We start from the raw sequence: 23,864 nt of genomic DNA, 5'->3' as shown, positions 1-23,864 counted from the left end.
TTCAGCAAACTCTGAAATAACAGAGAAAACAAAAAATCCACCTCAACCGAGGTGGATTTCAGCATTCAACTCAAAGCAAATTCAATTAAGATTTTGGCTCTGATTTCGCATCGAACTTCTCAGACCATGCTGCTAGAATCTCTGCACGCTTACTGCCCATTTGCGCGAAGTCCATCTTCGCCATGTTCTCTTGAACATTAGGGAAGTTAGACACAGTCGCTTTCACTTCTTTATGTGCAACCACCGGATACATTTCTACGTAAAGCTCGTTTGCTGCTTTAGAGATTGACCAGTCGACAACGCGCTTCGCTGCATCCGACTCTTTTACAAGACCAACGGCTTCTGATTCCCAGCCGATACCTTTTGGTGTGATAACCGCTAGTGGTGCGCCTTGTGTTTTCAGCTTCGCGCCGCGGCTTGCCATCGAAATACCGATAGCCACTTCACCCATGCCCGCTTGAACACATGGCTTAGAGCCCGAGTGCGTGTAGTGTGCAATGTTCTTGTCTAGGTCACGCATGTAGTTCCATGCCTGATCTTCTCCCATGTTTTGTAGCCAAGCAGAAACCTGCATGTAGCCAGTGCCTGAAGAAGCTGGGTTCGGCATTGCAATGTGACCTTTGTAAACCGGCTTTGTGAGGTCTTCCCAAGACGTTGGTTTCGGTAGGTTAAGTTGTTTCGCTACCGCTTCGTTGAAACAAACTGCGTTAAAGAACGCATCGTTACCGAACCAAGCTTGGTTTGATTGAGGGTCGTTTAGGTTCGCGTGCAGCTCTTCCAAACCTTTTGGTGTGTAAGGCTTAAGAAGACTTTCATCTTTAAGCAGTGCCATTGACGAGCCAGCAAGACCCCAAACCACTTCCGCTTGAGGGTTGTTCTTTTCTGCCAGCAATTTCGCCGTCATGATACCGGTTGAATCGCGAACCCACTTAATCTTGATATCTGGGTTATCTTTCTCAAACGCAGACTTGTATTTAGCAAGAATGTCAGTTTCGAAAGCGGTGTAAACCGTGACTTCCTGTGCTGCCATTGCATTCGTAGCTAGCAGAGAGACAAGTGCAGCCAGCGATCCTTTCATCAAACGGTTTTTCATCATTTTCTCCAGTTAATTTGGCTAAGTTTTCATTTGGTCTGTACCAGTTGACGATATACACCCTACTGAGCCTTTATGACGAAATCATGACCATTAAATGGCAGTTTTACGAAAGTTTGCGATGAATAATCGTTCAATTGATCCGCCATTTTCTGGATATTAAAGTTTTATGAAATTGGAGATTCGCCTATTTACTGCCCTTTTCTTCCTCGATAGAGTGAGCTTGAAATTTGGTGTAGACCAACCAGCCTATTCTGATGGAAATCGAGATGAAAAACGAATACCTACTACTGACTCCAGGTCCTCTATCTACTTCTGAAACAGTACGTGAAGCCATGCTAAAAGACTGGTGTACTTGGGATGATGAATACAACAAAGACATCGTAGAAGTGATCCGCACTAAGCTTGTAAAACTGGCAACTCAACAAGACGGCTACACCAGCGTACTAATGCAAGGTAGCGGCACCGCATCAGTAGAAGCGACAATTGGCAGCGCCATTGGCAAAGATGGAAAGTTGTTGGTTGTCGACAACGGTGCTTACGGTGCACGTATCGCTCAGATCGCTGATTACCTAAATATTCCATGCCATGTAGTTTCCCCAGGCGAAACATCACAGCCACACTTGAACGAGGTGGAAACTGCATTGGCATCGGATCCTGCGATCACACACGTGGCCATTGTTCACTGTGAGACAACCTCTGGCATGCTGAATCCAATTGAGGCATTTGCTTCTGCGGCAAAAGCGCACGGTAAAGTGGTGATTCTCGATGCCATGTCGAGCTTTGGTGGCATTCCTATCGATATCGCAGAGCTAGGCATCGATTTTATGATCAGCTCTGCAAACAAATGTATTCAAGGCGTGCCGGGCTTTGGCTTTGTGATTGCGAAACAAACTGAGATCGAAAAGTGCCAAGGTCAGGCACGTTCTTTGAGCCTTGATCTTTACGACCAGTGGCACTGCATGGAAGTGAACCACGGTAAATGGCGTTTCACGTCTCCAACGCACACGGTTCGCGCTTTCTACCAAGCCTTGTTAGAGCTGGAACAAGAAGGCGGCATTGAGGCTCGTCATCACCGTTACCAAACTAACCAGAAAACACTGGTTGCAGGTATGCGTTCTCTGGGATTTGAGCCACTACTGAGTGATGACCTTCACTCGCCAATCATCACTTCTTTCTACTCTCCGACGCACAGTGATTACCAGTTCAAAGCGTTCTACACGCGTTTGAAAGAGCAAGGTTTTGTGATTTATCCGGGTAAGGTATCGAACGCAGATTGCTTCCGTATCGGCAACATTGGCGAAGTTTACCCAGCAGATATCGAGCGCTTAATCGGTGCGATTGAAAAAGCAATGTACTGGCAAGTTGCGTAAAGCAGCCTTCTGATTGAGAGAGCGTTATGACTCAGAATATCAAACCGACCCATTTCCGCAGCGAAGGCGATGTCAACACGACACCAGCGCGCCAAGCATGGAATGCATCGATGGACGATGAACGCACGCAAGCATTACTCAAGCGTGATTCGGAGGTCTTTCTTCATCAAGCCATGTCAACGCCTTGCTTAGATACCTTGGAAGCAGCAGAAGGCATCTACATCCAAGATGCTACCGGTAAAAAGTACATGGACTTCCATGGCAATAACGTCCATCAGCTAGGCTACGGTCATCCGCATGTGATTAAACGTGTGCAAGAGCAAATTGCCAAACTGCCGTTTTCACCACGTCGTTTTACCAATGAAACCGCGGTTGAATGTGCCGAAAAACTCACCCAAATCTGTGGCGGCGAGTTGAATCGAGTGTTGTTTGCTCCGGGTGGCACATCTGCGGTTGGCATGGCTCTTAAATTAGCACGCCACATCACGGGCAACTACAAGGTGGTGTCGTTGTGGGACTCCTTCCACGGCGCATCGTTGGATGCCATCTCAGTGGGTGGCGAAGCGTGTTTCCGCCAAGGCATGGGACCATTAATGGCAGGTGTTGAGCGAATCCCACCAGCCGTATCTTACCGTGGTGCTTTCCCAGTCGCGGACGGCAGCGATGTGCATTACGCCGATTACCTCGAATACGTGATTGAGAAAGAAGGTGGCGTGGGCGCGTTTATCGCAGAAGCAGTTCGTAATACCGACGTACAAGTGCCGAGTAAAGCCTATTGGAAACGCATCCGCGAAATCTGTGACAAACAAAATGTCATGCTGATCATCGACGACATCCCTAACGGCATGGGTCGCAGTGGTGAATGGTTTACCTACCAAGCCTACGACATCGAGCCAGATATGCTCTGCATCGGTAAAGGTTTGGGTGGTGGCTTAGTGCCTATCGCAGCCATGGTAACCAAAGACAAATACAACACCGCCGAGCAAATCTCCATGGGCCATTACACTCATGAGAAAAGCCCTATCGGTTGTGCTGCAGCACTGGCAACCATGGAAGCTATTGAGCAAGACGGCTTGCTAGATAAAGCCAAAGCTGACAGCCAGTTCATGCGTGAAAAGTTGCTAGAGATGAAAGCTAAGTACCCAGTGATTGGTGATGTGCGTGGCATCGGCATGTTATGGGGCATTGAACTGGTCACTGACCACGAAAGCAAAGCACGCGCGTATGACGAAGCGGAAGCTGTGCTGTACCAATGCCTCAACAACGGAGTGAGTTTCAAGGTATCGCAAGGTAACGTGATTCAACTCAGCCCACCGCTGATCATCACTCGCGAACAACTGACAGAAGCGTTGGCAATTTTCGAAGAAGCCATCGCCAAAGTGTGCAAAGACTTTAACTACTTTTAGGGTCGACTGACCTCAACAAAAACCAATTTATCCAGAGCGCGGTTCCAATGTGTAGGCAGCGCTCTGGCAAGCAAGAAAAAGGATTGAACATGAGCAACTCACCAATTCAAGCAGTGATCTTTGACTGGGCTGGCACTATCGTCGATTTCGGCTCTTTTGCGCCAACTAGCATCTTTGTGGAAGCATTCAAACAAGGCTTTGATTTTGAAATCGACCTTGAAGAAGCGCGCGAACCAATGGGTCTTGGCAAGTGGGATCACATCCAAGCAGTGGGTCGTATTCCTGCCGTTGATAAGCGCTGGAATGAGAAGTTTGGTCGCTCAATGACCAGCGAAGATATCGACGCTATCTACGCAGCATTCATGCCGCTACAAAAAGCAAAAGTGGCGGACCATGCAGACCCAATCCTTAATGCGATTGAAGTTGTGAACGGTCTGAAAGACAAAGGCATCAAGATCGGTTCTTGTTCTGGTTACCCCCGCGAAGTGATGGATGTGCTGATTCCTGTGGCTGCGGATTACGGCTACAAACCGGATTACGTAGTAGCAACGGATGACCTGTCGCAAGGTGGTCGCCCAGCACCATTTATGGCACTGAAAAACGTGATTGAGCTGAATGTTACCGACGTTAATGCGTGTATCAAAGTGGATGACGCCGCACCGGGCATCGATGAAGGTCATAACGCTGGTATGTGGACCGTTGGTTTGCTGCTTTCTGGTAACGAAGCAGGTCTAACTTTTGAAGAATACCAAGCCGCGGACGAAGCAACGCTTGATGCCGCTCGTGAAAAAGCGCGTGCAAAACTGCTCAAGAACTCGCCGCACTACCTTATCGATACGATCGCTGACTTCCCAGAAGTGGTTGCAGATATCGAACGTCGCCTAGCAGCAGGTGAGCGTCCTTAGTCTTCATCTTCCACAAATAAATGAAACAAACGCCCCTTACGTGAGGGGCGCTTTTCTTTTTGGCACTATCTTAAGGAGGTTTGGCTTATTGAAGCGTAGTTCCGTTAGATAGCAGCTTCCTTGTCGGCTCTTGCTCGGTGTATTCGACCGCATCGTGAGCGGCGAGCTTCTCGACTTCCGCCTGTTCACCCACCACAACCAACACGTGTTGTTTCACCAGAGCGTCGACCACTTCAATGTTGTGCTGACGAAGAAGCGCTCTCACCTCGCTCTCTTTTCTTTCATGATACTTAACAAAGTAGCGTGCAGGTTGCTGCTCGGCTTGATCTTGGCGTTCATCCACGAGAGGAAATCCTTGATTGTTTGCCAAGCTGCTTGAGCTCAGTCCGATTGCCAATAGTGCGGTAGCGCCTACCACAGACAAAGAAAGTAAGGTCAACTTCTTCATAGTCACTCCTTATTGAAAGGTCAGAGTCCAACTGTTGATGGTGCCTGTGTCTCTTCTGGCACTGTCCACCGCTTTTAGTTCCCATGTGCCTTGCGATTCAAAACCAGAAAAATCCGCTTGGAACGTGTTTTTTATATCGTTAGCGCTGCCGCCAGTATTATTGTGAAGTACAACTTCTCCACCAGTCGGTGACGTTAAAGTCACTCGTAGATCACCGATGTAAGTGTGGCTAATATCAACGTCAATACTTACTGTGCCTGAATCACCAGAGCGATCGACTTCTACTGCACTGATTACGCCAGAAGATTTATTATCTGGAATCGCAACAGGGCTGGTATTTGAGAAGCTAGAGTCCGAAGAGCTACCACCATCAGGTCCATTACAGCCAGCGTCCAAGAACAGCTTCGCCGCTTCAGCATTAACTAGGCCGTGGCCAGTACGGTTGTCTCGACCAGCAACATCAATATCTGTTGCAGTTTTCACTAGGGCATTACGTACTTGCGCTGCTGTACAGGTTGGGTGGTAACTCCACACCAAGCCAGCTACGCCCGTTACGTGCGGTGTCGCCATTGATGTACCATTGTAGTACTCGTAATCTTCACCAGAGGTTGTTGCAACAGTAATTTCCTGACCAACATACCCCAACAGCTCTTGACCAAATGCACGATCAACCGTTACCGAAACCATACGATAAGCGTTGTTTGTGTCTACCAAGAAAGGGTTTTGTAAACCAGGTAGTTCAGAGTTGCTGTATACGATTGCAGCTCGCGCACCCGCATTGTAACAAGCCTGAACCGCATCCACTTCAGGGTAGTTTCCTGAAGACTGGTTGCCGATACGCTCAGTCAAACAAATTTTGCCCGACATATCACCACAGTTAACGTTACCGCCAGATACATCACAGCTATCTAGCGTTGCCGTTACTGAACCCGCGATTGGATCCGGAACATACGAAGAACCGTTATTGATCAAACGATTGTGAGGAACAATCCCACGATCAAACTGGCTTACACCATTCAAGGTAATATCAGAAAGTTTACCTTCACCTACCGTAACCGTTGATAAGATCGCCACACCCGGGCCTGAGATCTCAACTTGATTAGTAGATTGTGAGAACGCCGCATGATCATTTTGATTATCAACAGCCGCAACAGACATCACTGAGTCATAAGAAGCTGGATAGCTGTGCGCTGTATTGCCATCATTACCCGCAGCGGCGATCAATAGAACGCCTTGATCGTAAATATTTTGCAGTGCATTTTGCTCAGTTCGGCTTGATTGACTACCACCAAGGCTCATGTTCACAACGTTAGCACCATTATCGGCACAGGTCTGGATTGCTTTAACAAGCCCAGATGAGTAACCCCAACCCGATTCGTTAAATACTTTCACGATGTGCAAATTAACATTCTGGTTTGGCATCACACCCTTTACACCTTCGGTGTTGGCAATCGCAGCAATCGTACCCGCGACGTGAGTACCGTGGGCATTGTTGTTACCCGGATCACTCCATGATCCCGTACCACTATCGTTAGTACCAGCAACGCGGTTACCGCTTAGGTCGTTGTGCGAAATGTCGTACCCTGAATCGATAATACATACAGTGCGATTACCCGCATTGAAGTCAGCTAGCAGTTGAGCATTAACCGCTTCATATCCCCATGGGGTCGTTTCGCTGAGCAAATAGCGAGGTGGATCGACTTCCACGTATTCCACATCACTACGATTGCGAAGCGGCTCTAAGTCATCGCCATCCAGTTCAACGCTGTAAATGGCGCGATTGCCCAGTTTTTCCACCTTACGTGCCTTCACCTGTTCTAGAACAGACTCCTGCGCGATTCGTGGCCCCCAGAATGAGTTACCACCCATTGAAGAACGGCTGACTGCATCTTCTTTGAATTTGACGATGTACTTCGTCGGTAACTTAGATTCATCAAATCCCATTGGTGGAGCCGCAAACGCTGACATCGAAGTGGTCAGTGCTATTGCTACAGCAGACAACGAAAATAAGCCTTGTTTTTTACTTGTTGTGTAGTGCATTTGCCCTATTCCTTATTTGAGCTAATTTTTATTCACTATATTCTCATGAAAAGTCATCATCATGATGTTTGCATGAGAGCTTCAGCTATAGTTTACAGAGCAAAAATGCCAAACAATTTGTTTCATGAATATACAAATTTGTACAAAAGATCATTCAATAAACACTTTAAGTTAACATTAAAAATCATCAACAAAACCTTATAAAGCAATTACTTAATTAACAAAAAGTGAATGTTAAATTAATGTTAGTGAGTAATTATTCTAAATATCACCCATTTAATCGATTGCTATGCTGAATGGATTTTTTGACCGTGGTGCCAAAACTGAAATATTGAATATTTAGTTGTTGACTGTCTTGAGCATTTACTCAGAATTAGAAGGTTTAGTGAGAAAAATTCTCATCTAAATACTGTTATAGCCGAGCGTATTCACGCATTCGGAACAATAACCATTACAAGAAGAGTGAATGATGAAAAAAACAATCACACTATTAACTGCATTACTTCCGCTTGCCTCCGCCATTGCAGAGGAGCCAACTTTATCACCAGCAATGGTTTCTGCGGCTGAAGTGGTTAGCGCGCAAGAAAATCAAACTTATACGTACGTTCGATGCTGGTATCGTACGAGCCACTCCAAGGACGATGCGGCTACCGATTGGAAATGGGCAAAAAACCAAGATGGTAGTGACTTCACTATCGATGGTTATTGGTGGAGCTCTGTTTCATTTAAAAACATGTTCTACACCAATACCTCACAAAACGTAATTCGCCAGCGTTGTGAGGAAACACTAGATCTAGCGAACGAGAACGCAGACATTACATTTTTTGCTGCCGACAATCGTTATTCTTATAACCACACGATCTGGAGCAATGATGCTGCAATGCAACCAGATCAAATCAACAAGGTAGTGGCTTTGGGTGATAGCTTGTCTGATACAGGCAACATCTTTAACGCGTCCCAATGGCGCTTTCCTAACCCGAATAGCTGGTTCTTGGGTCACTTCTCAAACGGTTTTGTTTGGACGGAATACGTTGCTAAAGCCAAAAACTTACCGCTATACAACTGGGCAGTTGGTGGCGCAGCAGGTGAAAACCAATACATCGCGCTAACTGGTGTCGGCGAACAAGTTTCTTCTTACTTAACCTACACAAAGCTGGCGAAGAACTACAACCCTGCTAACACATTGTTTACGTTAGAGTTTGGTTTAAATGACTTCATGAACTACAACCGTAGCGTGCCGGAAGTAAAAGCGGATTACGCTGAAGCTCTGATTCGTTTAACAGACGCTGGCGCGAAGAACTTCATGTTGATGACACTGCCTGATGCAACCAAAGCACCACAGTTCAAATACTCAACACAGGAAGAAATTGAAACGATTCGTGCGAAAGTATTGAAGATGAACGAGTTCATCAAAGCACAAGCGATGTACTACAAAGCCCAAGGCTACAACATCGCATTGTTTGATACACACGCACTGTTTGAGAAGTTAACCTCGGCACCAGAAGAACACGGTTTCGTAAATGCAAGCGACCCTTGCTTAGACATCAACCGTTCATCCTCTGTTGACTACATGTACACTCACTCATTACGTTCTGAATGTGCAGCATCTGGCGCAGATAAGTTCGTGTTCTGGGATGTGACTCACCCAACCACAGCAACGCATCGTTATGTGGCTGAAAAAATGTTAGAAAGCAGCAATAACTTAGAAGAGTTTCGCTTTTAATGAGCCGTTGTTGTTCATTGCAAGTTAATCTGCATAAAAATGACCACGATGCTTCGTGGTCATTTTTTATCGATATCGAACCCCGATAACGGGTTTATTTGAGCTCGCTTACTTCAAGCCGTTGATTTAGAGACGTTGACTTTGAGCAGCCTCATTCAGCTTTCTGTTTTTGGTACGTTACCGCGGAAACTGTCCACCATAATAGAGATCAACGTCTTTAAGGTTACATCATCACTGCGGTATGAGTAGGCTCGTATACCCGTAAACTGAACCTGGAACAACTGAGCAAGAAGCAATGTATCCTGAGCTTCAATTTCGCCATTCTCGATTGCTCGCTCAAACAGCTTTGCAAGAAAAGATTCAAATTGGTTTGCTAAGCTGTTTGTTTGATTGCGCAGAGCATTAAAATCCTCAGCAAATTCACTTGCTGATTTGACTAACATGCACACTTCACTGGGATTGGAGTCTCGCTGATTGATAACCACATCAATCGCGAAAGCTTCTATTGCATCTAGAACCGTTGTGTTCTGAGTTAAATGCAACTCAAACAGGGCTTGTAAGTTCGCAACGTACATTTTTAGCGCTTCACAATATAGCCCCTCTTTTGACCCAAACGTCGCATAAATACTTCCAGGACGCAGATTAACGCTATCTTGTAAATCACGTGTAGATGTTGCATGAAAACCTTTCTTCCAGAATAGATCCGAGGCAGCTTTCACCACTTCATCACGTTGGAATTTCTTTGTATTCGCCATGAGCAATTATCAATTTTGAACATATGCTCAATTTTATATTGAGCGACCGCTCAAAATCAACTATCCTGTTCTTGCCTAATCCGCTCATATCCAATTACAGGAGATTTAAACATGGCAGAATTTAAACTGTATACCGCAGAAAACGCACCCGAAGGATCAAAGCACCTGATTGAAAATTCAGTCAAAGCGTTTGGCATGCTACCAAATCTTCATGCTGTTATGGCTGAAGCGCCAACCTTGCTTGAGGGTTATCAAGTCGTGCATGAGCTCTTTCAACAAACATCATTTAACGCAGAAGAATTGACCGTCGTATGGCAAACCATCAACGTTGAACATGGTTGTCACTACTGCGTTCCTGCTCATAGTGCGATCGCGGCGTCAATGAAAGTGGATCAGGAGATTGTTGATGCTCTCGTCAACCAAACACCATTGGCAGACGAAAAACTTGAAACACTACGAGAAACAACGCTTCAAATGGTGCGTCAACGTGGTGTAGTGGAAGAGTCTCAGATAGAGAAATTCTTTGCGGCAGGTTACGGACAGCAGCAACTGCTTGAAATTGTTCTTGGTCTAGCGCAAAAAGTGATGAGTAACTACACCAATCACCTAGCTGACACCCCGGTTGATGCACCTTTCAAGAAGTTCGCCAAGTAACTTAAGCTTTTATTACTGGTCCCATTCATGGGACCAGTAATACCTTCAAAAAAGGCTTTGTTGCATGGCGCTTCGCTAGTGTGAGCTGACACCTAATTACAACGGCGCAACGTCGGTTCCTCCTAAAGACTGGTAAAGCGTAACCTGAGTGAGAAACTGGTTGTAGCGGTTCTCCAACAAAGAAGCTTGTGCGTTTCTGGTGTCTTCTTGGGCATTCAAATAGTCCATGATCGATGTCGAGCCATACTGATACCGCGCAGCATATATGGACTCAGCGGCACTTGCGGCATCATATTGCTCTTGTAAACGCGCCGCCTGATACGTCAATTTCTCGCGTGCTGACAAGGCATTTTCGACATCTTGGAATGCGGCGTACAACACTTGGCGATAACTCACAATAGCCGATTGATAGTCTAAATCGGCAATGGCTTGGCTATTTTTCATCTCATTCCACTGCAAAAACGGCAACGTCATATCCGCACCTAAACTGCCGATCGGGTTGGAAAGCAGGTCTTTGAGCGCTTGTGACGATCCACCCAAAGCCCCAGTGAGCGTCAGCTTGGGCAAGTAGTCTAAATCTGCTGCGTCTTTATTTGCTAGCGCGGCTTTGACTTCATAAAGCGCTGCTTTAATGTCGGGTCTGCGGATCAATAAATCAGACGGAGCACCAACACTCAACGATGGCATATCGCCTTCAGGCAGCATTTGGATGTTTGCACTGATGCTCTTCGGCGGTTGATTGAACAAAATCGCAAAGGCGTTGTTTGCCTCAAGTAAACTCTGTTCAAACTCACTTTGCTGCGCTTGTAAGCTTGCCAACGTACGTTTGGCTTCAAGCACATCTAACTGATCCACAGCGCCAAGTTGGTACTGTTTTTCAATCAATTGTAGCGTTTGAGCTGCGTCTACCACATTACGCTGGCTGAGGTTTAAGCGCTGTTGCAGATAGCCGATTTGCCAATATAGCGATGCCGTCGTTGCTACCAAACTTTGTGCGGTCGCCTCGCGATCTTGTTGACTTGCCATCGCCGACCACTTGGCTTGGTCAACGTCTGCCGAGATTTTTCCCCATAAATCCAACTCGTAATTGACGGATAAGTTAGTGCTGTAACTATCTGCCGATTCCCCGCTATCAAGAGATTTTTGAACTTGTCCTGATGTGGAAGAACTCAACGTAGGGAAAAGGTCATCTTGCGCTAAACCCAGCTGTAAACGCGCTTTCTTTAGCGTTAGCGTTGCCAGCGTCAAATCGTTATTTTGAGCCAACACCTGAGTAATGTATTGATTAAGAGTTGGATCGTTAAACGCCAACCACCAAGGATCCATACTGACATCACCCGCAACATGCATCTGTTGCCAATTTGCAGGCACTTGCACCTCAGGAGCTTGATAGTCGCTACGCATAAGCGAACCACAACCTGACAACCACACTGCGCTTAAGGCAGCCGCGACCAATCGAGTCTTGAATTTCATTGTGTTACTCATTTTTAGTCTCTCGCTAGCGCTTCTATCGGATCGAGTTTGGCTGCATTGCGAGCGGGTAAAAAGCCGAAAGCGATGCCAATCAACGTTGAGCAAATAAACGCCCAGATGATCGAGTTCATTGAGTAAATCATTTGGAAGCTGCTGCCAGATGTACTGAATGCAAAACCAATCAAAAACGCCAAGCCAATACCAGCAATGCCACCACACAAACACACTAGTACCGCTTCAATCAAAAACTGACGCAAAATATCCGCTTGCCGCGCACCCACAGCCATTCGTACACCGATCTCTTTCGTGCGCTCTGTCACCGACACCAACATGATGTTCATTACGCCAATTCCGCCGACAATTAGGGAGATCACCGCAATCGCTGAGATCAGTAACGTCATGGTGGCGGTGGTTTTCTCGATGCTCTGACGAATGGTGTCAGTGTTAATCGTGAAGAAATCTTCTGTACCGTGACGCATTTTTAACAAGTTGATGATGCTCTGTTCTACCGCTGCGCTTGGGGCGTTCTCATCAATCCGTACAGTAATGCCGTTGAGGTAGCGTTGTCCCATCATTCGTCCCGACATGGTGGTGTATGGCACCCAAATTTTCAGCGCGTCGCTGTTGCCAAACGCGTCTTCTTTTTTCTGCGTGACACCCACAATACGCACTGGCAATGAACCTAGAAAAATCACTTCACCAATCGGATTTCTATCCGCAAACATTTCCTTTCTGGTGTTGTCATCAATCACTGCTTCTTGGGCGAGCGAATTCACACTCTCTTCATCCCAAAACTGACCTTTGGCGATCTCATAACCGCGCACACGGAAATAATCTTCCCCAACCCCTTCCACAGACGCGGTTGCATCCTGATTGGCGTAACGCACGGTTAAGCTGTTGGATAAAGACGGCGTGACACTGTCGACAAAAGGTAGACTCTCCAACGATTTAGCATCGTCGGCGGTTAGCGTTTTCACTCGTCCGGAGCGGCGGTCACCAAACCCTTTGCCCGGCCTGACATCAATGGTGTTTGTTCCCATGGATGAAATATTCGACAAAATTTGCTGTTGTGAACCATTACCTAGTGCCACCACGGAAACCACCGAGGCTATACCAATAATGATGCCGAGCATGGTCAAAAACGTGCGCATTCTGTGGCTAGACATCGCCAGCAGCGCCATTTTGAGCGCGTCAATAAAACTGTCCCACTTCCACCACTTACTGGCGGCTTGCGCTGGGCGATGAAAAGACGCGCTCGGTGTATTTGCTGCTTGCTCATTGATTACAACTTGTGTATTTGGCGTATCTGCAATGATTTCACCATCTTTGATTTCAATGATGCGATCCGCAAAGTTCGCCACGTTCATATCATGAGTCACTAAGATGATCGTATGCCCAAGTTGATGCAATTCTTTAAGCAGTGCCATCATCTCTTGCCCACTGTGACTGTCTAATGCGCCAGTGGGCTCATCGGCGAGAATCACCTCACCACCGTTCATCAGTGCACGAGCAACACTCACGCGCTGTTGCTGGCCACCACTCAGTTGGCTGGGCTTGTGAGTCAAACGATCTTCCAGCCCCAAGCGAGCCAATAGTGACTGCGCTCGCTCCGTTCTTTGACGATGAGGAACTCCCGCGTAAACCGCAGGTACTTCCACGTTTGCCACCGCGGTTAAATCCCCCAGCAGATGGTAACGCTGGAATATAAAGCCAAAATACTCGCGGCGCAGCTCCGCCAGTTGGTCGGATTCCAACGTCGATACATCTTGCCCATTAATGAAGTATCGACCGCTGGACGGTTTATCCAAGCAGCCGAGCACATTCATCAGCGTCGATTTACCTGAGCCCGAAGCCCCCACGATCGCGACCATTTCACCGCGTTTTATCTCTAAATTAATGTGGTTCAACACAGTAAGCGACTCGTCGCCAGAGACAAAACGTCGAGTTAAATCCTCAACTTTTAAAAGCACGTTACTCATCTTAGAACCTCATTGGAGGTCGACGACGATCACCTCGGCTTGATGATTCTCCATCCATAGCATTGCCAAGAACAACCTGGTCACCCTCCTTCAAACCTGAGAGAATTTCTGCGTTCACTTTGTTGTTAATACCCACTGTCACGGGCTTTTCCACCACTTGGCCCTGTTCAAGCACTGGCACGGTATAGTTGCCTTTGCCGCCAGATTTTTGCAGCACTTGTGAAGGGACAATCAAGGTATTTTCCGATTGCTCAAGGACAATCGAAACTTGCGCAGTCATGCCAATACGCAAAATACCTTGCGGGTTCTTCACATCAAATACAGCGTTGTAGTAAATGGCGTCGCTATCTGAAATGCTCAAATCGCTGTCATCGCCATCCATGATGGTTGGCCCCGGCTCAATGGCGCGCAATGTACCTTTAAACTGCTGATTCGGTTTGCCTAAAATGGTGAACAGCGCCGTTTGGCCTGGGTGAACAAAAATCACATCGGCTTCCGAAATTTCGGCTTTCACCGTCATCGTATCTAACTTGGCTAACTCGATAATCGTTGGCGTGGTTTGATTGGCGTTTACGGTTTGTCCTTCTTCCACCGCGGTGTAGACCACCGTGCCATCCATCGGTGCGTTGATGGTGGTGTAACCGAGATCTAACTGCGCATTGTCGACGTTGATTTTGGCTTTCTCGATTTCGGCATCCAGTTGCGCTAACTCGGCTTTGTAGATGGCGAGCGTCGCTTCGGCATTCTCGTAATCAGCTCGTGAGCTCGCTTTCGCTGCCAACATGCCTTTTTGGCGCACGTATTCATAGTTTGCTTGTTTAATCTGCGCTTGCTTAGCCTGGTACTGAGCGTTGAGACTATTAAGAGACGCTTGGGCTTCTTTGAGGCTATTTTGCTGAGTCAGGCTGTCAATCTGTGCAATCAAGTCTCCCTGTTTTATCTCATCCCCTAAGTTCACAGCGAGGCGTTGAATTTGCCCAGATACTTGCGCACCTACATTCACCAATTTGGACGCTTGCAACATGCCGTTGGCTAATACCGCCTTTTCAATATTGCCTTTGCGAACGACTTCTGTCGCGTAAGGAGAAATGGGTTCTGGACGTTGCAGATAATGATAACCACCAGCACCAATAGCAAGTAGGCCACACAAAACGAGCCATTTTTTATTGAGTTTCATAGCAGGAGTGAAGTAAATAATCGTTTTGATTTTATACTGCTATTTGTCTTAGCCGTACAGGGTACGAGACGTAAAGATAGGTAAATTAACGTCAAGAAACTGAATGAATAACTTCACTAACGTGAAAAATCAGAGATATTATAGTCACTTCAAAACTTTATTATTCAATACGTATAGCAAAGACCATTTTTAATATAGAAATTCAAGTTATAAGTATTATAAACAAAACTTTTAAATACCAACAAACCAGTAAAATCCAAAATTATTCAACATTCCATCAATTTAAATTTCATTATGGCCATTTTTAATTATTGAATTTCAAGAGGAGTTAAGTGATAAGTTAAATAAAAAATACCCACATAACACAGGTAAGACCGAGAGGAGTGTGTCATGTGGGTTTAAACGATAGTTCTCTTGCTGATTCGAACTACCAACGTTGGGATGCAATGGAAATACAAATGACTCAGAGTTTCCATCACGGACACTTTATCGCTGGATTTCCCTCTATTTGTTAGGGAACAGTCAGTACAATAAAAATAGAGAAGTAATACCGCAAAAATAAAAATAGAGGTTCAGGATTTAATTTACACGTAAAATAACCACTATATTCACGCCATGAAGCATTAATAAATTCAACAATAAATATTTATTAAGTTAAATTTACTTATTGTCAGCACACTGTTAGTTTTACTCTTAAATGCACTGGTCAGATTTGTTTATTTTACTGATTTTCGTTGCAATACAACTTCTAATTAATTCATGAGAAAAACATGCAGCGACAATTAACTCTTTCACCGATTTATTTATTAATCGGGTTAGCCTCCTCGACGGCGTATGCCGGTGGTTTTCAAATTAACGAACATTCGGCGACGGGTCTTGGTCGTGCTTTTGCTGGTGATGCCGTCATTGGTGATAATGCGTCTGTAGTCAGCCGTAACGCCGCAGCGATGACGCTGTTTAAACAAAATGCCTTATCGTTCGGTGTCACTTACGTCAAACCTGACGTTACCGTTAAAAATGCGCAATATCATCGAGCTAACATTAATGCGGATGTCAATGTTGGTATGGGTGGTTTTCCTCCGTCCCCTCAAGCTGACATTACCCCGTCCTTCTCTCAAACCGTGACCGACATTGATGACGTCGATGGCGTTGGTCAACCAGCCGTTGTACCCAATTTTTACTTTATTCACCCTATCAACGACGACTGGTATCTAGGCTTATCGGCATACTCCAACTTCGGAACCGACATGGAGTTTAAACCAAACTATGGCGCACCTGTTTTTGGCGGTGTCACCAGCGTAGCGAGTGTCAACCTTGGCGCAAGCTTGGCATACAAGGTGAACGATCGTTTTAGTATCGGTGGTGGTATTGATGTGATTTACGGCTCTGGTGAGCTGTACCGCGATATGGACGTGGGTGTTTGCGTTGGTGGGAACATACTTGGAAACGAACTAGAACAACGCTGTGGATCCGTAAAAGGCAACGCACTTGATGTGGAAGCTGGCGGCATTGGGCTTGGCGCGAACATTGGCATGATGTACGAGTTTAACGAACGTCATCGCTTAGGTTTAAGCTACAAGCACAGCCCTAACATTGATGCCAAGGGTGACATCCACTTTGCTGGCGAATCGTACGACTCGCTTGCTATGCCGCTACCGGATATTGCGGAGTTTTCCGGTTATCACCGCGTCTTACCTAAATTTGCCCTGCACTATTCTGTGCAGTGGATTGGTTGGTCAGCATTTGACAGCTTGAAAGCTGATGATCAGTTGCTAAAAGATTTTCAGTGGCAAGACTCCGCGCACTACTCCATCGGTGCGACTTGGTACGCCAATGAACGTTGGACACTACGCACGGGTTACATGTTCGACAAAACACCTGTCGATGAGCTGACTTCGCTTTCTATCCCAGATTCGAACCGTCACTGGTTATCTGCGGGGGCCTCTTACCAATGGTCATCAGATACCACGGTTGACATCGGCATGACGTACTTGATTGGTGAAGATGTCAACGTAGAAGAGTACGCGTATGAAGGTGTTCCTGCACCGATGGTGACGGGCGTTACCCATTCAAATGCGTTCCTAATTGGTACCCAGCTCTGCCACCGTTTCTAATTTGTCAGGCAGTGATCAGACCTCTAGGTCATTGCCTTGTAACAACGCTTATCAAGGCGACCGAACAGAGACATTATTATGAACAAAACACTACTTGCTTTTTCACTCTCACTTCTCACTCTAAGCGCGGCTCAGGCTTCTGAATGGGACTATGGCAATGACAAACACGGGCCAGAACACTGGGGAGAAATCGCCAAAGACTGCGCAACCACGAAAAACCAAAGCCCAATCAACATCGACAACCCAGCCGATGCAAAACTGGAAGCACTGAACCTTTCGTACACTGGTCAGGTCATTGGTTTAACCAACAATGGTCATACGCTGCAAGCGCAAGTGAACGGACGTAACAGCTTCACCATCGATGGCGAGACGTTCGAGCTGCAACAGTTCCATTTCCACACACCTTCAGAAAACCAAATCAAAGGCCGCCAATATCCACTTGAAGCGCACTTTGTGCACGCCAACGCAAATGGCGAGTTGGCGGTAATTTCGGTGATGTTTGATGCTGGCGATCAAAACGCAGCACTGTCTAAACTGATCAACGCAATCCCACAAGAGAATCAAACCACTTTCTTTAAAGATACGTTTGAGATTAAAGACTTACTGCCAAAAACTGCAAACTACTATCGATTTAACGGCTCTTTAACCACACCGCCATGTTCAGAAGGTGTGCGCTGGTTTGTGCTTAAAGACACTCAAACCTTATCCAAAGATCAAGCCGCGAAACTGATGGAAGTCATGGGACAAAACAATCGTCCGCTGCAACCGTTAAATGCGCGCGTTGTACTTTCTAACTAATCGCCAAATCCGATAAGGGGCATCGTATTTGCCCCTTATTTTGATTCGCTCTAACCTCACTTAGTTACAGGAACCCCCAATGAAAACTCCATCTGTTCTGTCACTCTTACTCGCACTCGCCCCGACACTCGCCTTCTCTCATAACCTTTCTGTCGGTCAAACTACCCCATCCGTCAGCATTGATACCTATGGCGAAATGACGCTGCAAGGAGACGATGTGGCTTATCAACCTTGGGCAACTCAGCAGATGTTAGGCAAAGTCCGTGTGATACAAGCCATTGCAGGTCGTAGTATAGCTAAAGAGATGAACGCGCCGCTGATGTCAGCAATCACTGCCGCTCACTTTCCTGAAGATCAGTATCAGACCACGACCGTGATCAACCAAGAAGACGCCATTTGGGGAACCGGTACATTTGTAAAATCGTCGGCAGAGGACAGCAAAAAGACATTCTCTTGGTCTTCCATGGTGTTAGACAAAAATGGCGTATTAGCAACAACTTGGGATCTGCAGCAAGAAAGTTCTGCGATTATCGTACAAAATAAACAAGGCGAAATTTTATTCGTGAAAGAAGGGGCTTTAACTCAAGACGAAGTCACACACGTCATCGAACTGATTAAACAGAATATCTAAACCTAAGGTAAGGAAAAGCTATGAAACTGTTCAACACCATCGCACTCTGTCTTTTAGCGACTGTAGCCTCTTTCCAATCGGTTGCTGGAGACAACGATTGGGACAAGATTGCAGATAAAACCGTCAGTTTTAAATCGGAAACCGACACAGTCAATCCACTGTCACCATTTGCTAACACTCGTTTCAGCCACATAAAAATCAAATGTACGCAAGGTACGGTCGATCTGAAAAGCGTTAAAGTAATCATGAAAGATGGTCAGGAAAAGACGTTCGACAGTTTAGGTGTTCTGACTAAAGGCATGTCATCAAGAAGCTTAAGCCTACCAACAAAAGATAGCGCGAAATTAGACAAGATCGAGTTGAACTATGAATCGGTTGGCAGCACTGCGCTGCAAGTCGCGGGGGTGACCAAAAAAGCGCAAGTGGAAATCTTAGGTAAGAAAATCGACGAGTAAGCGATGGCTCAACGAGCTCACCCAAACTAAAAACAGCGGCACTAGGCCGCTGTTTTCATTAAAAAATCATCATGGATAACTAAATGAATTTCTTCAGCTTCGCCAAACCATAAGCGGCGATGGTGACACAATCTTTGATCGTGCCGTCGATCATCATCTGTTCGAACTCCTCAACAGAAAAAGCACGAGTGATCAAATCCTCTTCTTCACTGTCGAGTTGATTGCCCGCGTCCGTTAAGTCACTGGCGAAGTAGACGTGACATGTCTGATTCAAAAAGCCGTATGCGATAAACTGCGCGCCGACATACGCCATGGCGCTCGCCTGCATGCCCGTTTCTTCACGCAGCTCGCCTTTGGCAAGCTCAAGATGATCCGCATTTGGGTTTGATTCCCACGCCCCTTGTGGGATCTCCCAACAACGTTGACCTACGGTGTAACGGTACTGCTGAACCAAGTGAATCATCCCGTTATCGATAGCCAGAATCGCAGCACAATCAGGTTTGTCGACCACACCATAGATGCCCTCTGCGCCGCTCGGACGTAAAATTTTGTCCTCACGCACCGTCATCCACTTATTCTGGTAAACGACTTTGCTGTCTAGCTGTTTGATGTCTGACATGGTTATTCCTTGATTTTTCTGAGGGTTACTGCGGAATAATACCGGATTCGGTTACGCCACCAAAATGTTCTTTAGTTCACTCAAAGACTCAACGGTGTAATTTGGTGCGATACGCTCATCGACGCTTGCGCCTGTGGTATTTAACCAGCAAGTTTCAATACCAAAATTATTACCACCCAGAATATCGGAATGCAGGTTGTCACCCACCATCAGTACGCGCGTTTTGCATGGGTTGCCCATTTGCTGCATCGCGTATTCAAAAATACCTAAGTCCGGTTTTGCTACGCCCACTTGTTCAGAGATCACCACTTTATCGAAGTACTCAGTCATCCCTGTGCGCTCAAGGCGAATTGCTTGCAACTCTGTAAAACCGTTGGTGATGATGCCCATTTTAGCTTTGCCTTGCAGCGCTTCCATCAGCTCTTTTGCACCTGGCAACAAGCTGCAAATATCGGCCATTGCTTCTAAAAATGCGCTATTGAGATCTGCTGTTGTGGTATTCAACTTCTCAGCCCACTCGGTAAAACGCTTATGTTTTAGCTCATCTGCCGTTACTTTGCCGTCTTGGTAATCCACCCAAAGCGGTTTGTTTACGGTTTGGTAATGAGCAAAATCTTGTTCAGTAAAATCTACGCCTTTGCGAGAAAACATAAGCTGTAAACCTTTGAAAGCATCAAAGTGGAATAAGGTTTCGTCAGCGTCAAACAGGATCCAATCGTACTTCATTTTCTTCTTCCCAAAATCAAGGTCGTAATACTGGTGCATAGTCTAGATTGTTTTCTTCTTGAAGATAATCTCTATAATTGGAAATTAATTGTATCCTTGTGCTCAACAATAAATGCTTCACGATAATAGGAGATTGATGTGAACGCGATTGCCTCCCTGCCCGTTTTTGTTGCTGTTGTCGAATGCGGCAGCTTTTCCCTTGCTGCCAAACAGCTGAATCTGACGAAATCGGCGATCAGCAAACGCATCAACCAACTAGAAGACGATTTGGGCATTCGTCTCCTTAACCGAACTACGCGTAAGCTGAGCCTGACCGAAGCGGGAGAACGCTATTTTGAGTACGCCTCTCAAGCGCTCAACCTAGCCCAGCAAGGCGTGGACGCGGTATCGGAACTGCAAGGCTCGCCACAAGGTCGGCTCAAAATTACCGTGCCGATGTCTTTCGGTGTACTGCATATCGCGCCTTTGATCAGCGAGTTTCTCGCTCGTTACCCGAAAATTGAAGTGGATTTAAACCTCGAAGACAAAATGGTCGATTTGGTTAAAGACGGTTTTGATTTGGGGATCCGTATTGGTGAACTCACCTCTTCCAATCTAATCGCAAAACGTCTCGCCCCTTGTAAAAGTGTGCTTTGTGCCTCGCCAGATTACTTAGCGGAGTTTGGAACACCACAAAAACCAAGTGATTTAGTCAGTCACAACTGCCTGCGCTACTCCTATTTCCGTGGCGGCGTCGAATGGATGTTCATCAACAACGGCAGCGAATACAAGGTACTTCCAAAAGGAAACTTTATCGTCAATAACAGCGAAGCCATTCGCCAGTTGCTGTTAAGAGGTTCGGGCATTGCGCAACTGCCAACGTTTATTGCAGGAAGAGACTTTGCCGCAGGAAATCTAAAACCGGTAATGGAAGAGTATTCTCTACCAGAACACGCCATTTATGCGGTTTTCCCTGAGCGCAAGCACATGCCGTTGAAAGTAAGAGCCTTTATCGATTTTATCAGCGAAAAACTCGGTACAGATTTACCTTACTGGGATCGTTACAGCAGCCCAGAAAAATAACCATATTGATGATAAGTGAGTGAGATTTCACTACTGACACGTTCTGACATTCCATCCGCGTAACCTTATTTGGAAATCAACAGGCAATCCGCCAAAACCAATAAGGAATCACAATATGGAAACCGTTATCGAAACTGTGCAATTTCGTCTAACCGCAGGCACAACAGAGCAAGACGTGATCGCCGCTGCCAAACAGTCACAAACGTTTGTGAAGAATCTGCCGGGCTTTTTGTATCGCTCACTCAGTCACGAAGCGACGGACGATGTGTGGACAGACATCATTTACTGGCGTTCAATGTACGATGCAAAACAGGCGGGAAAACAGATTAAGCAAGCCGTTGAATTTCAGCCTCTGTTATCGATGATTGACTGCGAAAGTTTCGAGCTTAAACATCACAACTTAAAAATGTGCAGTGAGCTAGAGAAGTAATCAGCCACACTATCACTAACAACCAGTAGGTCTAGATAAGGAACATCATGAGCAAATCAGAACGACTGTTTGAGCTACTGACGCTTCTGCGCGCAAAGCGTTACGCCATGACAGCGAAAGAGCTCGCAGAAAGAATGGAAGTTAGCGAACGTACGATTTATCGCGATATTCAGTCGTTGCTCAGTTCTGGTGTTCCGATTCAAGGTGAAGCAGGTGTCGGCTACCTGTTGCAAGCTGGCTCTCATCTGCCGCCTTTGATGTTCTCAGAAAAGGAGATGATGGCGCTTGAACTGGGTATGCGGATGGTTCGAGCCTGGTCGGATGTTGAACTCGCCGAAGCGTCTCACTCTGCGTCCACCAAAATACTTTCGGTATTGCCCGATAAGCTCAAACAACAAGTGGAAGATTGTCCGCTGATTGTGCCCGATTATCACACCCAATCCGAGACTGCCAAACGAGGGCAGCTTCTGCGCCACGCGATTGATCATCAGTTTAAGGTCAGTTTAGATTACCAAGATGAAAGCGGACAGGTGACCGAGAGAAAAATCCAACCGTTAGGCCAGTTCTTTTGGGGCAAAGTCTGGACGCTGGTCGCCTGGTGCAAATTGCGCGATGACTACCGCCAGTTCCGCCTCGACCGTATCCAAGCACTGCGTATGCACGATGAAGAGTTTCAGAGTGCGGAAACCAAATCTCTCAAACATTATATTGCGCAGTATGAATCGAAAGATTGAGTGTTTTTCATCCCTTCATCACAAGGATTCTAAATTGCTCTGCTCAATGCGCGATATTTGGAAAGGCACATTTGGTTAAACTAATGTTTCATTTTTAACAGATGCGCAACCAACCTAAGATCGTTAACTTAAGTAGCACGTCAACCACACCGGAGCGTGAAGCTATGAAAGTACTGATTCAATACACCCAAGCAGGGAAATATCGAGATCAAGCGTGGGAGTCTTTAACTCTTCGATCTAAAGGTGACATGCAGGCAGTTACCCCTTCTTATGCTGCCCAACTTATCGAACAAAGCAAAGCGACACTTGTGATGACAGAGGAGCAACAAATCGTTATTCATCCATAACCGATTATTAGCCTTGTTTAACCAACCTTTGTTAGTTGTGCAAGGCTTACATCTCGCCATTTCACGTTATCAATTTTATACACGACCAACTATATTTACATAAAAATCAATAAAATAGTTCTTATTTTCGTTCTCGACACTCCTTCAAAACGGCCTTACATTCATAGCTAAGATATAGGTTATCTGTTAGTCTCTTTATTTCTTCATGATAAAAATTAGGATAAAACCTTTGAAAAAGCATCGGTTTATTATAAGGATAGGTGCAATATGCAATTGATCTGGAACATTATTGGATACTTAATGTTCTCTGGTGTATTAGTTATTTTTTTTCAAACATTCTTTATAGGTATCATGCACCTTTTAATGCCAAAAGACATTGTCAATAGCTACTTTAAAGAACCTTATTTTAACACTTTCGAACTAGCTCTATTTACAGGTTGGCCTTACGCATTTTTCCGAACATTGATGTTTGTTCGTTTAATCGTTCAACCTAACTCAGGTAAAAAACGAAAGTTACCCGATGTATCCCAAGAGGTGCCTAGGTGGTACCGCCTATTATCCTTCATAATAATATGGGTAATTATCATAAACTCTACAATATTAGCACTTGTATTTTTTATCGCAGGTTTTTTATCACTAGCAAATCATGTATGACCTTTACTTATCCAACCAAGTTTAATATCACACTTTAAATGTAAAAAATCACATTAACAATTTCATGCAAATAATAAATACATCAGCTAATTTGTAACTTTTTAAAATGAAAGTCTAGAATGCAAAAAATAAACCTTTTTAAATATAGTTTTTTGTTAGTATCTGCACAAACAAATTATTAGCTAGAGGTGCTCTGTGTCGGGATTATTTGAGTATAAAATAAAAACTCATGATAACTTATCATCAATTATATTAAACATGTATGGTA

General features: G+C 45.6%; 22 protein-coding genes. 13 read left to right on the top strand and 9 right to left on the bottom strand.

Annotated elements, in window-relative coordinates; all coding sequences use genetic code 11:
• Window positions 1-85: 85 nt before the first annotated feature.
• The gene (locus IJ23_RS10940; RefSeq protein WP_152560918.1) at window positions 86-1,096 is read right to left on the bottom strand and encodes a putative 2-aminoethylphosphonate ABC transporter substrate-binding protein; all 1,011 of its coding nucleotides are present in this window, start codon (window positions 1,094-1,096) and stop codon (window positions 86-88) included.
• A 266-nt stretch (window positions 1,097-1,362) separates the two neighbouring features.
• On the opposite strand from IJ23_RS10940, the gene phnW reads away from it, so the two are divergent.
• From phnW to phnX, 3 genes are all read left to right on the top strand, one after another.
• Window positions 1,363-2,466 (top strand): 2-aminoethylphosphonate--pyruvate transaminase, encoded by a 1,104-nt coding sequence (phnW, locus tag IJ23_RS10935; RefSeq protein ID WP_033906278.1) that lies wholly within the window; start codon window positions 1,363-1,365, stop codon window positions 2,464-2,466.
• A gap of 26 nt (window positions 2,467-2,492) precedes the next feature.
• A complete protein-coding gene (locus IJ23_RS10930) occupies window positions 2,493-3,872 on the top strand; it encodes an aspartate aminotransferase family protein (RefSeq protein ID WP_033906277.1) in 1,380 nt (459 codons plus the stop codon).
• An 89-nt stretch (window positions 3,873-3,961) separates the two neighbouring features.
• On the top strand, window positions 3,962-4,777 hold the full coding sequence (gene phnX / locus IJ23_RS10925; protein ID WP_033906276.1) for a phosphonoacetaldehyde hydrolase: 816 nt from the start codon (window positions 3,962-3,964) through the stop codon (window positions 4,775-4,777).
• A gap of 85 nt (window positions 4,778-4,862) precedes the next feature.
• On the opposite strand, the gene IJ23_RS10920 is transcribed toward phnX, so the two are convergent.
• Window positions 4,863-5,225, bottom strand: a complete 363-nt coding sequence (locus IJ23_RS10920) for an ATPase (protein ID WP_033906275.1) — start codon at window positions 5,223-5,225, stop codon at window positions 4,863-4,865.
• Between the two features lie 9 nt (window positions 5,226-5,234).
• Entirely contained in the window at window positions 5,235-7,265 is a 2,031-nt protein-coding gene (locus tag IJ23_RS10915; protein ID WP_033906274.1) for a S8 family serine peptidase, read from the bottom strand.
• A gap of 466 nt (window positions 7,266-7,731) precedes the next feature.
• Here IJ23_RS10915 and IJ23_RS10910 point away from each other — a divergent pair, with 466 nt between their 5' ends.
• Window positions 7,732-8,988 (top strand): type 2 secretion system lipase, encoded by a 1,257-nt coding sequence (locus tag IJ23_RS10910; protein WP_017819748.1) that lies wholly within the window; start codon window positions 7,732-7,734, stop codon window positions 8,986-8,988.
• Between the two features lie 155 nt (window positions 8,989-9,143).
• Here the strand turns inward: IJ23_RS10910 and IJ23_RS10905 are convergent, their stop codons facing one another.
• Window positions 9,144-9,743 (bottom strand): TetR/AcrR family transcriptional regulator, encoded by a 600-nt coding sequence (locus IJ23_RS10905; protein WP_033906273.1) that lies wholly within the window; start codon window positions 9,741-9,743, stop codon window positions 9,144-9,146.
• A 111-nt stretch (window positions 9,744-9,854) separates the two neighbouring features.
• Here IJ23_RS10905 and IJ23_RS10900 point away from each other — a divergent pair, with 111 nt between their 5' ends.
• The gene (locus IJ23_RS10900) at window positions 9,855-10,397 is read left to right on the top strand and encodes a carboxymuconolactone decarboxylase family protein (RefSeq protein WP_005374097.1); all 543 of its coding nucleotides are present in this window, start codon (window positions 9,855-9,857) and stop codon (window positions 10,395-10,397) included.
• Window positions 10,398-10,493: 96 nt separating this feature from the next.
• Here the strand turns inward: IJ23_RS10900 and IJ23_RS10895 are convergent, their stop codons facing one another.
• From IJ23_RS10895 to IJ23_RS10885, 3 genes are read right to left on the bottom strand one after another with little or no spacing between them, the layout of a single operon-like run.
• Entirely contained in the window at window positions 10,494-11,870 is a 1,377-nt protein-coding gene (locus IJ23_RS10895; RefSeq protein ID WP_081886416.1) for an efflux transporter outer membrane subunit, read from the bottom strand.
• A gap of 14 nt (window positions 11,871-11,884) precedes the next feature.
• Complete coding sequence (locus IJ23_RS10890) at window positions 11,885-13,849, bottom strand: MacB family efflux pump subunit (RefSeq protein ID WP_033906271.1); 1,965 nt, start codon at window positions 13,847-13,849, stop codon at window positions 11,885-11,887.
• Between the two features lies 1 nt (window position 13,850).
• The gene (locus IJ23_RS10885; RefSeq protein ID WP_033906270.1) at window positions 13,851-15,026 is read right to left on the bottom strand and encodes an efflux RND transporter periplasmic adaptor subunit; all 1,176 of its coding nucleotides are present in this window, start codon (window positions 15,024-15,026) and stop codon (window positions 13,851-13,853) included.
• A 770-nt stretch (window positions 15,027-15,796) separates the two neighbouring features.
• Here IJ23_RS10885 and IJ23_RS10880 point away from each other — a divergent pair.
• From IJ23_RS10880 to IJ23_RS10865, 4 genes are all read left to right on the top strand, one after another.
• Complete coding sequence (locus tag IJ23_RS10880; RefSeq protein ID WP_050550082.1) at window positions 15,797-17,140, top strand: OmpP1/FadL family transporter; 1,344 nt, start codon at window positions 15,797-15,799, stop codon at window positions 17,138-17,140.
• A gap of 78 nt (window positions 17,141-17,218) precedes the next feature.
• Entirely contained in the window at window positions 17,219-17,938 is a 720-nt protein-coding gene (locus IJ23_RS10875; protein WP_033906269.1) for a carbonic anhydrase, read from the top strand.
• Between the two features lie 79 nt (window positions 17,939-18,017).
• Window positions 18,018-18,569: a YtfJ family protein gene (locus IJ23_RS10870; protein WP_033906268.1), complete on the top strand. Its 552-nt coding sequence runs from the start codon at window positions 18,018-18,020 to the stop codon at window positions 18,567-18,569.
• 20 nt (window positions 18,570-18,589) lie between these two features.
• A complete protein-coding gene (locus IJ23_RS10865) occupies window positions 18,590-19,024 on the top strand; it encodes a hypothetical protein (RefSeq protein ID WP_033906267.1) in 435 nt (144 codons plus the stop codon).
• A gap of 79 nt (window positions 19,025-19,103) precedes the next feature.
• Here the strand turns inward: IJ23_RS10865 and IJ23_RS10860 are convergent, their stop codons facing one another.
• Window positions 19,104-19,643 carry an NUDIX domain-containing protein gene (locus IJ23_RS10860; protein WP_033906266.1) on the bottom strand — a complete coding sequence of 180 codons (540 nt, stop codon included), beginning with the start codon at window positions 19,641-19,643 and terminating at the stop codon, window positions 19,104-19,106.
• A gap of 51 nt (window positions 19,644-19,694) precedes the next feature.
• Window positions 19,695-20,369, bottom strand: coding sequence for a pyrimidine 5'-nucleotidase (gene yjjG / locus IJ23_RS10855; RefSeq protein WP_005374109.1), 675 nt, complete (start codon window positions 20,367-20,369; stop codon window positions 19,695-19,697).
• Between the two features lie 138 nt (window positions 20,370-20,507).
• Between yjjG and IJ23_RS10850 the strand changes: the two genes are divergently transcribed.
• The 4 genes from IJ23_RS10850 to IJ23_RS10835 all read left to right on the top strand — a co-directional run bounded on the left by IJ23_RS10850 (window position 20,508) and on the right by IJ23_RS10835 (window position 22,942).
• A complete protein-coding gene (locus tag IJ23_RS10850; protein WP_025541423.1) occupies window positions 20,508-21,431 on the top strand; it encodes a LysR family transcriptional regulator in 924 nt (307 codons plus the stop codon).
• Between the two features lie 115 nt (window positions 21,432-21,546).
• Window positions 21,547-21,861: a hypothetical protein gene (locus tag IJ23_RS10845; RefSeq protein ID WP_033906265.1), complete on the top strand. Its 315-nt coding sequence runs from the start codon at window positions 21,547-21,549 to the stop codon at window positions 21,859-21,861.
• Between the two features lie 47 nt (window positions 21,862-21,908).
• Window positions 21,909-22,595, top strand: a complete 687-nt coding sequence (locus tag IJ23_RS10840; RefSeq protein ID WP_033906264.1) for a helix-turn-helix transcriptional regulator — start codon at window positions 21,909-21,911, stop codon at window positions 22,593-22,595.
• Between the two features lie 164 nt (window positions 22,596-22,759).
• The gene (locus tag IJ23_RS10835; RefSeq protein WP_021035913.1) at window positions 22,760-22,942 is read left to right on the top strand and encodes a hypothetical protein; all 183 of its coding nucleotides are present in this window, start codon (window positions 22,760-22,762) and stop codon (window positions 22,940-22,942) included.
• Window positions 22,943-23,864 lie beyond the last annotated feature (922 nt).

The sequence above is a fragment of the Vibrio sp. OY15 genome, from assembly GCF_000742455.1.
GTDB lineage: Bacteria > Pseudomonadota > Gammaproteobacteria > Enterobacterales > Vibrionaceae > Vibrio > Vibrio alginolyticus.
The sequence above is the reverse complement of the archived record's forward strand: the minus strand, read 5'-3'. Positions and strand labels throughout refer to the sequence as shown.